The organism is Cohnella ginsengisoli (assembly GCF_029525555.1).
Classification (GTDB): Bacteria; Bacillota; Bacilli; order Paenibacillales; family Paenibacillaceae; genus Cohnella; species Cohnella ginsengisoli.
Window position 1 is genome coordinate 219,765 of sequence record NZ_JAPDHZ010000002.1, and the last position, 13,852, is coordinate 233,616.

A 13,852-nucleotide genomic window follows, 5' to 3' on the forward strand; every position below is an offset into this window, starting at 1 on the left:
TCTCTCCGTTCTTATTCCTCGTATTCCGTGAAGTCGACGTTGTCGATGATCCAGCGCTTGCGCGGATCGACCTTGTCGCCCATCAGCGTGGACACGCGTCGCTCCGCCTTCGCGGCGTCCTCGATTTGCACTTGAAGCAGCGTGCGCGATTCCGGATTCATCGTCGTCTCCCACAGCTGCTCGGGGTTCATCTCCCCAAGCCCCTTGTACCGCTGCAGTTCGGCGCCTTTGCCGATTTCCTTGAGATAGTTCTGCAGCTGTTCGTCGGTCCAGGCATAACGCACGGTCTCGAGCTTCCCCGACTTGCGCGTAAGCTTGTAGAGCGGCGGCTGCGCGATGAACACCTTGCCCGCGTCGATCAGCGGCTTCATGTACCGGTAGAAAAACGTCAGGAGCAGCACTTGAATGTGAGCGCCGTCCGTATCGGCATCGGTCATGATGATGATCTTGGAATAGTTGCATTCCTCGACGTCGAATTCGGGGCCGACGCCGGCGCCCGTCGCCGCGATGATCGCCTTGTATTCCTCGTTCTTCAGGATGTCGATCAGCTTGGCCTTCTCCGGGTTCATCGGCTTGCCCTTGAGCGGCAGGATCGCCTGATACTTGGAATCCCGTCCCTGCTTGGCCGAGCCGCCGGCTGAATCGCCCTCGACGATGAACAGCTCGTTGCGCGTGTAATCCTTGGACTGCGCCGGCGACAGCTTGCCGCCGAGACTCGCGCTCTCGCTGCGTTTCTTGCCGCTGCGAATCTCCTCGCGCGCCTTGCGGGCCGCTTCGCGCGCCTTCGACGCCTGCACCGACTTGCGGATAAGCTGCTGGCCGACCTGCGGATTCTCCTCGAGGAACACGGCCATCTTCTCCGCCACGACGGCGTCGACCGCGCTCCGCGCGGAGGCGCTGCCGAGCTGGTCCTTGGTCTGCCCGACGAACTCGACGTCCGACATCTTGATGTTGATGACGGCCATCATGCCTTCGCGCAGATCGCTGCCCTCCAGGTTCTTTTCCTTCTCCTTGAGCTGGCCGATCTTGCGGGCGTATTCGTTCATGACGCGCGTATAGGCCGTTTTGAAACCGGTCTCGTGCGTGCCGCCTCCGCGCGTCGGAATCGCGTTGACGAAGGATGCGATCGTCTCTGTGTAACCGTCGTTGTACTGCAACGCCACCTCGACTTCGATATCGTCGCGTTCGGCGGTGAAGTGCACGACGTCGTGCAGCACCGTTTTTTCCTCGTTCAGGAACTGGACGAATTGCTTCGCGCCGCCCTCGTAGTGAAATACGTCCTCCTTGCCCGAGCGCTGGTCCTTGACCGTCACCTTGAGGCCGGAGTTCAGGAACGCGATCTCCTGCAACCGTTCGGACAGCGTGTCGTAGTTAATCGAGACATTGCCGTGGAAAACCTTCGGATCCGGCTTGAACGTCACTTTCGTGCCGGTCTTGTTCGTATTGCCGAGCACCTCGAGGCCCGTGACCGGCTCGCCTACGTGCTCCCTGCCGTCCTTGTCGACCCAAGTCTCGAAGCGCATCCGGTGCGTCTTGCCTTCGCGGTAGATCTCGACCTCGAGCCACTGCGACAAGGCGTTGGTGACAGAAGCGCCGACGCCGTGCAGGCCGCCCGACTTCTTGTAGCCGCCGCCGCCGAACTTGCCTCCTGCATGCAAAATCGTAAAAACGACCTGCGGCGTCGGCACGCCAGTCTTGTGAAGGCCGGTCGGTATGCCGCGGCCGTTGTCCTGCACGGTGACGGAGTTGTCGCCGTGAATGGTCACGTCGATCCGCGAGCAATGCTTGGCCAGATGCTCGTCGACCGCGTTGTCCACGATCTCCCAAACGAGGTGATGCAAGCCCGAAGAGGTAGTGCTGCCGATATACATGCCGGGCCGCTTGCGGACGGCGGTCAGTCCTTCTAGCACCTGTATGTCGTCCGCTCCGTATGTCGTACCCGCCTGCGCCGCGCTCTCCGCATACAGGTCTGTTTGTTCGGTCACGAATGATCCCCCCTTGCTGCTTCTAGCGTCCATCAGGGACGCGCCTTCCGTTCATTTTAAGCTAAAAGGCAGAAAATGCACAAGGCGTCCGTAACGTAATGATGCCCCGCAAATAAAAATAACCGCCTGCGCGATGCAGAAACGGTCATGTATGCTGACGTTTAGAGTGTAACCGGACTCGCGCTAACTGGCAACGACGATTTTTTTTGAGCAGCCTGATATCCGTCGTATGCCCGGCCACCGTTGAGGCAAGATCGTTAAACGCCACCTCGTGCTCGGTGCTCTTCGCGACTTGCTCGAATGCTGCATCCAGCTTCGTCTCGATGCGGTCTGCTTTGTGCTCGACTCGATCTAAGCGCAGTTCAACCTGATCCACCTTTTGCTCGACGCTTTCCAGCCGATAATAGCATGGACAAGAACGGCGCCGAACCCACTTAAACCTTCCAATCGGAATGGACATTTGGAAAATCCATCCATGCACTACGCCAATATGTCCTGCCTCGTAAAGACGGCGAACGATACCCCGATCGCGGCCAGCGACCATATGGCCAGCACGGCCAAGGAGAATCCGAGCGTCATGCCTTCGATCGGCGGCGGCGAGCCCTGCAAGTATACGGACAGGTCGAGATTGACGTTAAACAAATACTTGGCGCTGTGCCAGGACGAAGCCATGTTGGCGAGGATCGAACCGGAGATGACCGCGGCCATCATCGTGACGAGACTCGCCGCCGTGCTGCGGACGAGCACGGACACCATGAAGGCGATGACCGCTACCGTCATCGCGGAAAACCAGACGAGGCCGAGCTGCATGAGCATATAAGCCCCCTGCGTTATCGCGTGCACGCCCGTCGTGTCCATATCAGAGCCGTTCAGCCTGAAGCCGACGAAAACGGGCTCGCGCCAGCCGCCGTACCCGAAGACGAGGCCCGATACGAGATAGCTGACGGCGGCCGTGGTTACGAGAATCAAGGAGACGTACATCGTGAGCGTAACCAGCTTGGATGCTAAAATGCGCCAGCGGCGTACGGGCCGGGTCAACAGCATCTTGATCGTGCCGCCCGACCGCTCGGAGGAGACGATATCCGAAGCGACGGCGAGCACCATGAGCGGGATGAACAAGCCAACGGCATTTTGCAAAAATGTGTTGGTGAATCGAACCGCGTTCGGCGTGTTCGGATTGACGTCCCGGTCGAGGTAATATTGGAGCTGCTGCACGAGCGCGACCCGCCACTTTTTCCATTCCTCGGGAATCCGGTCGCTCGTGAGCGCGTTCGTGTTGTCGGCGATGCGCTGCCGCAGCTCCGCCCGCCAATCTTCGTACTTGCCCTGGCTGCTTTGCGCGATTTTCATCTGCGCGTACACGAATACCGGTACGAGCGCGAGCAAGATAAGAACGATGACGGCGAACCGCTTTTTCTTCCATACTTTGACCGTTTCGTTGCGGATCAGCTCAAGATCCCGACGCATCGCGCCCGCCCCCCGTCAGACTGAGAAATAAAGACTCCAGCGTCGGCACGACGCGCTGCACCGCGAGCACGCCGACGCCGGCCGCCGCGCAGCGGGCGACGACGGCCGGAATATCGGCCTGGCTTACTCGCGTAGGTATGGCACCGGGCAGCGCAAGCAGGACGGATTCGTCCAGCAGCGCGCGGTCTTGGTCCGCGACGTCGACGCGCGGATCGTCCGACAGCAGCCGCCGGCCCGCCTCGGGATCCTCGAAAAGCCACAGCGTGTGCGCCTCCGCCTGGGCGATCATCTCGTGCACGTCGCCCACCGCGATTACCCGTCCGCCGTCGATGATGGCGACGCGGTCGCACAGGAGCTGAATCTCGCTCAGCAGATGGCTGGACACGAACACGCTCATCCCTTCTGCGGCCAACTCGGCGATAAAGGCGCGCAGCTCCTTAATGCCCTTCGGGTCGAGTCCGTTGGTCGGCTCGTCCAGGATGAGCAGCTTAGGCGCGCCGAGCAGCGCCTGCGCGATGCCGAGCCGCTGCCGCATGCCGAGCGAATACGTCTTGACCTTGTCGTGAATGCGCGCGTCCAGCCGCACGATCCGGGCCACCTCTTCGATGCGCGTGTCGCCGATGCCTTCCTGCATGCGCGCGAACAGATCGAGATTTTCCCAGCCGGTCATATAGCCGTACATTTCCGGATTTTCGACGATGCAGCCGACGTGCCGAAGAGCCCGCTCGGGATGCTTGTTCACGTCCTCGCCGCATACGAACACGCGTCCCGACGTCGGCTTGATCAGATCGACGAGCATGCGGATCGTCGTCGTCTTGCCCGAGCCGTTAGGACCCAGGAATCCGTAGATCTCCCCGGCGCGAACGTCGAAGGAGATGTCGTCGATGATCTTGCGTCCCCGAATCGACTTCGACAGATGCTCGACGGAGAGCACGGGCGGCTCAAGCCGCGAGCGATTCGCGCGATTCGCGCGTTCCCGTTCCGTTTCAGACGAATTCGAAGCTTTGTCGCTTATGTCCCGGGCCTTCACGTCCGTCTGCATACCTTTGCCCCCTTCAAACTAATTAAGCGCCTGCGCCACGCGTACCGCGATGCGGGCATAGCCCGCCTCGTTCGGGTGGAAATGGTCCGATGACAAATACCGCGCCGACTGCGACTGGAACAAATCGACCGTCGGAACGACGACGATGTTGCCGTCGGCTTCGGCGAGATGTGCTGCATATCCGTTCCAGTCCGCTAAAATGGACGCGATCGGCGCCCGCAGTTGCGCGAGCTCGTAGAACGGGTTGTACAGCGAGACATAGGCGATCCGAACGGACGGATTAAGCGCGCGAAGCTTCGTAAATACGGCCTTGAGCCGCTCCTCGGTCGCCGGCAAACGCCGCTCCGCCAGGTCGGGATCGACGCCGCCGCCTTCCGCGATCGAGCCACCGGCTTGCTGCGAGGAGCGGAATAAATCGTTGCCTCCGATCGTGAGCAGGACCAGATCGGCGCCGGCAACCGCATCCTGCATCGCTTTGCCGTCAAGCTTATCGTCCAGTTCGGCGGCTTCAAGACCGCTGACCGCGAGATTGCCGTTCAGCCTGACCGGCTTGCCCAGCGATTCGGAAAGCTGCGCGAGACTGTCCTCCACGTAGCCTTTGCCCGCGACATCGCCGACGCCGCGCGTGAGCGAATCGCCGATCGCGATCGCCTTGATCTCCGGCAGGCTCGTCCATTGGCTGCCCTGCTGCGGCGCCGCCTGCGTCGGCGAAGGAAGCACCAGCCCCGGGGAAGGCGCCCACGTATCCTTCAGCGCCCAGCCGAATCCAAGCAGCAGCAGCGCCGTACACAGCAGGCATACCGTGCCCAATACCGGCCAGAGCCGGTCTTTTCTCCTTTTCAAGCCTCCCCCTCCTCTCCGTAACGCCGTTGCCGTCCAGCGGCTTTTCGCGGCTTTTCCGTTTCCCTCAATTTACCGAATCGGAACCGGTTTTTCAAATCGGGGCGCGATGCGGCGCCCTCTCCAATGCCCGCCAGCCCGCATACGCGAAAAGCTCCCGCCCGATACCCGGACGGGAGTGCTGCCTTATTCGCCGCTAAGCCGACAAAAACCGGTACTGCGCTTCGATCAGATTGCGGTAATGTCCCGGCCTGCGCATGAGCTCGTCATGGTTGCCCCGGTCGACGATGACGCCATGGTCGAGCACGAGTATAAGGTCTGCGTGGCGGATCGTAGACAGCCGGTGAGCGACGATAAACGAAGTGCGGTGCTCGAGCAGCGTGCCGAGCGCTTCCTGGATGCGGACCTCGGTCTCGGTGTCGATGCTGGCGGTCGCCTCGTCCATGATAAGAATGCGCGGGTCAGCCAGCAGCGCCCGCGCGAAGGACAGCAGCTGGCGCTGTCCCATCGACAGCGCGGTACCTCGCTCCTGTACCTGCGTATCGTAGCCGTCCGGCAGCTTGACGATAAAGTCGTGCGCGCGCACCGACCGCGCGGCCGCTTCGACCTCGGCGTTGGTCGCGTCGGGCCGGCCGTATCGGATATTGTCGCGGATCGAACCGGAAAAGATAAACGTATCCTGCATGACGATGCCGATCTGCCTGCGCAAGCTGTCCAGCGTCGCGTCGCGGACGTCCGTGCCGTCGATGAGCACGCGACCTGCGGTGACGTCGTAGAAACGGCAGAGCAGGTTTACGATCGTGCTCTTGCCCGAGCCGGTATGGCCAACCAGCGCGACCGTCATGCCCGGCTTGATGTCGAAGCTGACGTCCTTCAACGCCAGGCGATCCGGATCGTAGCCGAAGACGACATGGTCGAACTGAACGCGACCGAGGACGTTGGGCAGCGGCTTTGCGTCTTCCTTTTCCGCGACGATCGGCTTCTCGTCCATGTACTCGAAGATCCGCTCCGCCGAAGACATCGAGATGAGCAGCTGGGAGTACATCTGGCCGAGCCGGTTGATCGGCTCCCAGAAGTTGCTGACGTACGTAATGAACGCGACGAGCACCCCGACGGTCAATTCGTCCTGCTGAATCAGGCGCGTGCCGTACAACAGCAGGATCAGCGTCCCGATCGCGGAGGTGACCTCGATCACCGGTCCGAACAGCTGATTGAGCGCGGACGCGGTATTCCAGGAGCGAATGCTGCTGCCGTTCAGTTTTTCGAAAAATTGCTGGTTTTCCTTTTCCTGCGCGAACGCCTGCGTCACCCGCATGCCTTGGATCGCTTCGTTCAAATGCGAGTTGATCCGGGATTGCTTGATGCGCACGGTTTGCCATGCCATCCGCGTGCGCTTGCGAAGCGAGGAGGAGACGATGATGAGCAGCGGCACGGTGATCATGACCGCCAGCGCCAGCTTCGGCTGCAGCACGAGCAGAATGACGACGATGCCCGCGAGCTGCGCGATATCGATCGCCGAGTTCACGACGCCGTTGGAGAGCAGGTCCTGCAGCGCGTTGACGTCGTTCGTGATGCGCACGAGGACGGAGCCCGCCGGCCGCTTGTCGAAAAAGCGGAAAGACAGCGTCTGTACGTGCTTGAAAAGCGCCGAACGCAGGTCGTAAATGACTTTTTGCCCGATATCGTTCGTATGCCGGATCGTATAGTTTTGCGCCCACCAGCGGAGGCCGTACATGGCCACCATCACGCCGAACACGATCGACAAGTATCCCATGCTGCCGCTTCCGCCGTCGGGATCGATGACCTTGTCGATGGCGAGACTGATTAAGTAAGGGATCGCGAGGCGCGTCAACATGCCGAAAACCATCATGACGAAAACGACCCGCGTCACCGCGCCCTTATACGGCTTCAAATAATCGAACAGACGGGCCATCTGCTTCCAGTTGAACGATTTCTCGATCAGGACGTCGTCCTGGTATTGAAACTGCCTGCTCATCCGCTCACCCTCCTGCCGCCTGCGGCGTCTTCGCCGAGTTCGTCGGGCCGGTCGGCGTACTGCGTACGGTACGTCTCCCGGTACAGACCCGGCAGCCGCACCAGCTCCTCGTGCCTGCCGCGCTGCACGACATGTCCTTTATCCATAACGAGAATCTCGTCGGCGTGGCGAAGCGAGGAGATGCGGTGGGCGATAATGAACACCGTCCGTCCCTCCATCACCTGACGCAGCGCCAATTGGATGCGGTGCTCCGTCTCCATGTCCAGCGCGCTCGTCGAGTCGTCGAGGATGAGTACTTGCGGACGGATCAGGAAGGCGCGGGCAAGCGCGATCCGCTGCTTCTGTCCGCCGGACAAGCCCATGCCCCGCTCCCCGACGATCGTATCGTAGCCGCCCGGGAGCTCCATGATGAAGCCGTGCGCGTCGGCCAGCTTCGCGGCTTGCTCGATCTGCTCTTGCGTTGCTTCGGCGCAGCCGTAGCTTATATTTTCCCGGATCGTCGTCGAGAACAGGAAAGACTCCTGGAACACGATCGCGGTCCGGCTGCGCAGCGCGTTCAAATCGAGTTGGCGGATGTCAGTGCCGTCCAGCGCGATCGCCCCGCTCGTCACGTCGTAAGCCCGCAGCAGCAGCTGCACGACGGTGGATTTGCCCGAGCCCGTGCCGCCAAGCAGGCCGATGACCGAGCCTGGCCCTGCCGTCAGATCGAAGCCCGTCAGCGCGGACGGCTGGTGCTCATGGTTCGGATAGCGGAAATTCACGTCGTGATAACGAATGAGCCCCGTTCCGTTCGGCTTCGGCTGGACGGGATGCGCCGGCGGCTGCACGTCGACATGCCGGTTCAGCAGCTCGAGCATCCGCTCTCCCGAGGCTTTGGACATCGTATAGTTGTTGATTTGGAAGCCCAGCGTCCACAGCGGTGCGACGATCATGCCGAGCATGCCGTTCAAGGAAACGAGATCGCCGAGCGTCATATGGTGATGGATGACGCGCCAGCCGCCGACGAGCAGAAGCAGGGCGATGCTGAAGCTGGCGACGAATTCGATGATCGGGAAATAGGTCGCCCATACGGCGGCGATCGATAAATTGTTTTCTTTGTATTGGCTGTTGCCTTCGTCGAACTTGCCGTACTCGTGATCCGCGCTGTCGTAAGATTTGACGGTTCTTACGCCCATGATGTTTTCTTGCACGCTGATCGTAAGCTTGCTGATCGCGATCCGGATGGCGCGGAAAATCGGATGGATCTGCAGCTCGAAACGGATGGCGAAATAGCCGATAACCGGGATGATCGCAAGCGTCATCAGACCCATCGTCCAGTCGACGTAAAACATCATGCCGAAGCCGAACAGCACCAGAAACAGCGTGTTCAGCAACTGGGCGAAGCCGAATCCGACGAAGTTGCGGATGCCTTCGATGTCGGCGGTCAACCGCGACATCAGGTCGCCTGTCCTTGCTTGGTCGTAAAACGAAAACGAAAGTTTTTGGAGCTTGTCGTAGCTGGCATTGCGCATGCGGTAGGCGAGCCTGTTGCCGAGCCGTCCCCCGCAAAAGCCGTGCACGTACTGAAAAGCGGCTTTGACGACGATCAGCGCGACCGCAAGCAGCGCGAGCGCCATGATGCCGTCGAACTCCTTCGGCTTGATCACGTCGTCGATCAACGCCCTGAGGAGCAGCGGATACACGAGGCCGATCGCCGTAGCGATGGCGAGTCCGAGCACCGAGCCTATCAGAAAACCTTTGTCCGGCCAGAAAAATTGCTTAAGGCCTTTGAAAATATCCAAGCGACAGTCCTCCCCTGTGAGCATCCCCACGGAAGTGTAACAGGATTGTCACAACCGTTCAAACGCCGTATGCCGGAAGGAGAAACGCTGAGTACGTACGAGAGCGATTAAGCATGGCAATGAGACCGATATCTCTTAAATCATCCTTTTTAAGCCCTTACATCCCGGTATGCGGCAGTAAAACAAGGGAATCGGGAGCAAAAGCAAGCAAAGGCCCCTCCCGCATCGCGTGACGATGCGAGAAGGGCCGATATGGGTGGATACTAAGCGGGTGAAAAATCGACTTAAACGCCCGATTTTAAATGTTGCCAATCGCTCTGCAAACGTCTCAGCGCGACTTCCAAGCCGGGCGTCTCGAGCGCGCGCCTGACGCCGTCCGCGTAGGCCGCCAGCTCCGACGAGAGCCGGACCGCGACCGCTTGAAGCTCGCCTTCGAACGCGGCGGCAAGCCGTTCTGCCCAGGCTTGCCGAATGCCGGCGAGCCAGGTGTCGGCTGCCTGGAAAAGCACCGCCTCCGCCTCGTTCTTAAGCGCCGCGCTTCCCTCGCGCTCGAAAAAGTGCTTCGGGCTGCGGAACGCCTGCCAGAGCTTGCGGCCGTCCCAGTCCGGGCCCGATCCGAACGGCTCCGGCACCGGCAGGCCGAGCGACGGCGCTGCCGGCGGCTCCGTCTCGAAGCCGCCGAGTCCGGCCCGCGCGATCCCGTCCTCGACCTGTCGGCCGATGAGACGGCCGAGAGCCGTCTCCATGCGCAGACCCGCTGACCGCAGCTCCTGCTGCAGGTCCTCGCCCACGCCGCGCTTCAGGTCCAGCCAGCACGAGACGATGAGCTTGCGAAGGTCGCGGCCGTCGTCTTGCAGCACGGACGGATGGAATGCCGTCATGAAGTGCTCGCCGAAACGGTACTGCACTCTGCGGCGCATATGGTACAGCTGCTCGCCCAGCTCCTCGACGAGCGGCTGGATGGCCGCTTCCGGCGGTCCGGCCGACCAAGCTTCCCGGAGCGCCTCGGCGGCCCCCAGCATCGCGGACGCGGACGCCTGGCGGCTCGCCGCATCCTCGCTCGCGGAGCCGAGCAGGCCGTCGATGCGGGCGCCGATTCGATCCAGCTGCTTGCGCGCGGATGCGAGGGCCAGGCTGCCCAGCTCCTCGCCGGCGAATCTGCGGAAGGCCGCCTCGAAGTCCGCCAGCCCCGAATTCCGGCGTCCGGCCGCATCGCCGGCCAGCTCGGCTTCGAGGCCAAGGAGGCTGGAGACAGGGAAAATGCGGGGCTGCCGGATGCCGTGCTTCAGCAGCTGCGACTCGACGTGCGCGGCGACGCCCGCCAGCTCCTCGGCCGAAGATGCGAGGTCCGCGGCGTTCAGCACGAAAAACATCTTGTCGAGCTCGAAGGCGTCCTTGACGCTGCCGAGCTGATGCAGGAAGCTGCGATCCGCCTCGGTGAAGGCGTGATTGTAATAGGTGACGAACAGGACCGCGTCCGCGTTTTTAATGTACTCGAACGCGACGCCCGTATGACGGGCGTTGATCGAATCCGCTCCGGGCGTATCGACCAGCACCGCGCCGCTGCGCGTCAGCGGCGAGTCGACGTGCAGGTCGGCCGAGGCGACGAAGCAGGAGGCTTCCTCGTCCGCCACGTAACGGCGGTAATCCGCCCCCCTCCGCCGTAAACGATGTCCCGAGCAACGGGCCATAGCGCTCCCAGCCGCGGGCGGCCGCGCGCAGAAAGGCCAGGTGCGGCCGTCCGCGCGGGTGGATGTCGTCCGGCGACATGCGCGCCGCAAGCGCAAACAGCGCTGCCGGGGCCGCGGCGGCCTCGATGTCGCGTTCCCGGACGCCGAGACGAGCCAGCGAATGCGCCAGGTCGCTCCGCATGTCGTCCGCTTCCTTCATATAGATGCGGGCCGTGCCGTGAGGCGCGTCGTCCGCCGGCGCGACGATCCGGTTGATCGTCGCCGTCGTCGGATTGGGCGATACGGGCAGCGCCGGCTGTCCGACGAGCGCGTTGGCGAAGGACGACTTGCCGGCGCTGAAGGCGCCGAACAGCGCGATCGTGAAGCGGCTGTCCCGCAGCTGCGCCGCCTTGGCGGCCAACGCTTCGCGCTGCCGCGCCAGCTCGGGGGAACGGCGCCAGCATCGCGGCGCCGCGCTCGAGCATATCCGCGGTGCCGGCGGAGGCGCCGTAAGAGGCGCTCTCGCCGGCCTGGGCCGCTTCATCCGTCGCCGCTTCTCCGCCGGCGATCGACAGGCTGACGGCCGGCGCGGCTTCCGCCGGCGCCGGCGCCGACGCCGTCTGCGCCGCTAGCGGCGTCGGCGCCGGCAGCTTCAGTTCCGCGATCTCGGCCACGACCGCGATCGGCAGCATCCCGAGCAGCCGGCTCTGCGCCTCGTCCGCCTCCGCGTCAAGCGCCCGCAGACGGTCGGCGGCGGCTTGTCTATCGCCCAGCTCGCCTAGCGAGCCTGCGAGCGCGGCGGCCGCCGCTTCGCGCTCAGGCTGCCGGCTCGCGACGATCTCCTCGAATCGCTCGAGCGCCGTTTTCCGCACCTTTCTCTTCCATTCCGCGCTCAGCTCGGACGCGTACTGAAGCGTCGCATCGCCGCCGGCGCCCGCTCCGGGCTTGACGAGCGACGCGATCCAGTCGGCGTCCGGCGCCGGGAAGGCCGCCTCCAGCGACGATTCCCAAGCCGCGTCGCCGTTCCCGGCACCGCGGGCCTCGCGGCGCAGCATCGCCCGCACGTGGACGTGCAGGTTCGCCTCCGCCTGCGCGGCGAAGTCCTGCGCGAGCTCGGCGAGCCTGCGCTCCCGTTCCGCTTCTGTCTTGGCGGCGCTGCCGAGCCAGCCGATTTTGAAGCCCGCCTGCCGGCTCTCTAGTACGGCACGCGCCTTTCTCGCGTCTCCGCCGGCGTGAGCCCGGCGTTCCCCAGCAGCTGGTCAAGCTCGCGCTTCAAGCCGTCCAGCTGTCGCTCGCCCGCCGTCCGCGCCGCCTCAAGCTCTACGGCTAGCGCAGCGCGCCGTTCCGCGAGCTCGGCAAGACCGCTCTCTCCGCCCGCCTGCGCGAGCAGCGTCTCCCGCCGCTCCGCCTGACGCTGCAGGAGCCCTTCCTTGAACTCGCCGGCCAAATGCCGCGCCGAGCGGTCCGCGCTGTGGAGCAGCAGCTTCTCCTTTTCGCCCTTCAGCGCTTCGATAACGCGCAGCAGCTCGCTCATCTGCGACAGCGGATGATCGGGCTTGCGCATCGATAGGAACAGCAAGCCCGCCAACTCGATTCGCCATGCCTCCAGCGCGCTTGACATTCCCTCCCGGAACGCGTCGAAGCGCACTTCGCTCTCCCGATGCTTGTCGATCTGGTTGACGATCAAATACGTCGGCTTGCCCCATTGATGCAGCATGCGAAGAAATCTGAAGTTCACGTCGGACAAAACGTGGTTATAGTCGGTCACGTAAAAGACGACGTCGGCCAGATGCAGCGCGGACTCCGTCGCGGCGCGATGCGCGCCGTCCGTGGAGTCGACCCCCGGCGTATCGACGAGCGCGAGGGAATCTCCGAGCAGCGGAATCGGGTAACGGACTTCGATCGACGACACGCCCTCTCCGTCCACGGCCAGATCGCCGAGCCGGTCGACGGACACGCCCGGAATTTCCTTGACCGAACCGTCCTTGCCGACGAACTCGACCTTGACGGCCGGCTCGCCGTTCGCGATCGTGACGACGTTCGCGCTCGTCGGGATCGGCGACGACGGCAGCAGCTGCGCGCCGCACAGCGCGTTCACGAGCGTCGACTTGCCTGCGGAGAAGTGTCCGCAGAACGCCAACGTGGCGATGTCCAGCGACAGCTTGCCCGCGAGCTCCGCCAGCTTGCCGCCCGTCGTGGCGTCTCCCGCATCGGCCGCGGCTTCGGACATGCGCCGCAGCGCATCGCCATAAGTACCCAAGTTGCCTTCCGCCGCGACGGGTCTTTCCGTCACGGTTTCCATTTTTCCCGCCGTCATGATACTGCTCCTCCCCGCTTGGTAACCGGTGCCTTCTTCATTCTGCGTTTGCCTTCCGGACAAATGTCCAGCAGCGGGCAAATCTCGCATTTCGGACTCTGCGCCTTGCAATGGTAGCGCCCGAAGAAGATGAGCCGGTGATGCGTCAGCGTCCATTCCTCCCGCGGCACGAGCTTCATCAGCTTTTTCTCCACCTCGAGCACGGAGTCGTCCGGCTTCGCGACGGCGAGCCGCTTGGACACCCGCTCGACATGCGTATCGACCGCGATGGCGGGCACGTCAAAGGCGTTGGACATGACCACGTTGGCGGTTTTGCGCCCGACGCCCGGCAGCTCGGTCAGCCCTTCATGACTGGCGGGCACTTCGCCTTCGTACTTGTCGATCAAGATTCGGCTCAGCTTTTGAATGTTGGCCGCCTTGTTGCGGAACAGGCCAATGCGCCGAATATCGTTTTCCAGCTCCTCGAGCGGAACGTTCAAGTAATCCTGCGGCTTATTATATTTCTCGAACAGCGTGGCCGTGACGCGATTCACCGTCTCGTCCGTACATTGCGCCGACAGCAGCACGGCGATCGTCAGCTCGAACGGATTGCGGTGGTTCAGCTCGCAGTGCGCGTCCGGGAACATTTTGGCGATCTCGTCCAAAATATAGCGCATCTTCGTTTTATTCATCGCTTGCTTCCATCTCCCATGCCTTGTTTCCCTTTAAAGCATTAACTTTCAGTGTAGCGGAAGTTCGGCGTTTCGACAAGAAA

At 62.6% G+C, this 13,852-nt stretch carries 10 protein-coding genes and 1 pseudogene; all 11 read right to left on the minus strand.

Annotation, left to right across the window (positions count from 1 at the left end):
• Positions 1-11: 11 nt before the first annotated feature.
• Positions 12-1,985, minus strand: a complete 1,974-nt coding sequence (parE, locus tag OMP38_RS01080; protein ID WP_277563524.1) for a DNA topoisomerase IV subunit B — start codon at positions 1,983-1,985, stop codon at positions 12-14.
• Between the two features lie 145 nt (positions 1,986-2,130).
• Entirely contained in the window at positions 2,131-2,445 is a 315-nt protein-coding gene (locus tag OMP38_RS01085) for a hypothetical protein (protein WP_277563525.1), read from the minus strand.
• Between the two features lie 20 nt (positions 2,446-2,465).
• Positions 2,466-3,452 (minus strand): ABC transporter permease, encoded by a 987-nt coding sequence (locus OMP38_RS01090; protein ID WP_277563526.1) that lies wholly within the window; start codon positions 3,450-3,452, stop codon positions 2,466-2,468.
• Entirely contained in the window at positions 3,436-4,494 is a 1,059-nt protein-coding gene (locus tag OMP38_RS01095) for an ABC transporter ATP-binding protein (protein WP_277563527.1), read from the minus strand. The genes OMP38_RS01090 and OMP38_RS01095 overlap by 17 nt, the downstream gene beginning before the upstream one ends.
• Before the next feature lie 18 nt (positions 4,495-4,512).
• Positions 4,513-5,337, minus strand: a complete 825-nt coding sequence (locus OMP38_RS01100; protein WP_277563528.1) for a GDSL-type esterase/lipase family protein — start codon at positions 5,335-5,337, stop codon at positions 4,513-4,515.
• Positions 5,338-5,530: 193 nt separating this feature from the next.
• Positions 5,531-7,330: an ABC transporter ATP-binding protein gene (locus OMP38_RS01105; RefSeq protein WP_277563529.1), complete on the minus strand. Its 1,800-nt coding sequence runs from the start codon at positions 7,328-7,330 to the stop codon at positions 5,531-5,533.
• Positions 7,327-9,111 carry an ABC transporter ATP-binding protein gene (locus tag OMP38_RS01110; RefSeq protein WP_277563530.1) on the minus strand — a complete coding sequence of 595 codons (1,785 nt, stop codon included), beginning with the start codon at positions 9,109-9,111 and terminating at the stop codon, positions 7,327-7,329. The genes OMP38_RS01105 and OMP38_RS01110 overlap by 4 nt, the downstream gene beginning before the upstream one ends.
• Before the next feature lie 284 nt (positions 9,112-9,395).
• Complete coding sequence (locus tag OMP38_RS01115; protein ID WP_277563531.1) at positions 9,396-10,745, minus strand: dynamin family protein; 1,350 nt, start codon at positions 10,743-10,745, stop codon at positions 9,396-9,398.
• 280 nt (positions 10,746-11,025) lie between these two features.
• Positions 11,026-11,325, minus strand: a pseudogene (locus tag OMP38_RS01120) (dynamin family protein); the annotation flags it as partial.
• Between the two features lie 651 nt (positions 11,326-11,976).
• On the minus strand, positions 11,977-13,098 hold the full coding sequence (locus OMP38_RS01125; RefSeq protein WP_277563532.1) for a dynamin family protein: 1,122 nt from the start codon (positions 13,096-13,098) through the stop codon (positions 11,977-11,979).
• Complete coding sequence (gene nth / locus OMP38_RS01130) at positions 13,095-13,769, minus strand: endonuclease III (RefSeq protein WP_277563533.1); 675 nt, start codon at positions 13,767-13,769, stop codon at positions 13,095-13,097. The genes OMP38_RS01125 and nth overlap by 4 nt, the downstream gene beginning before the upstream one ends.
• Positions 13,770-13,852: the final 83 nt, after the last annotated feature.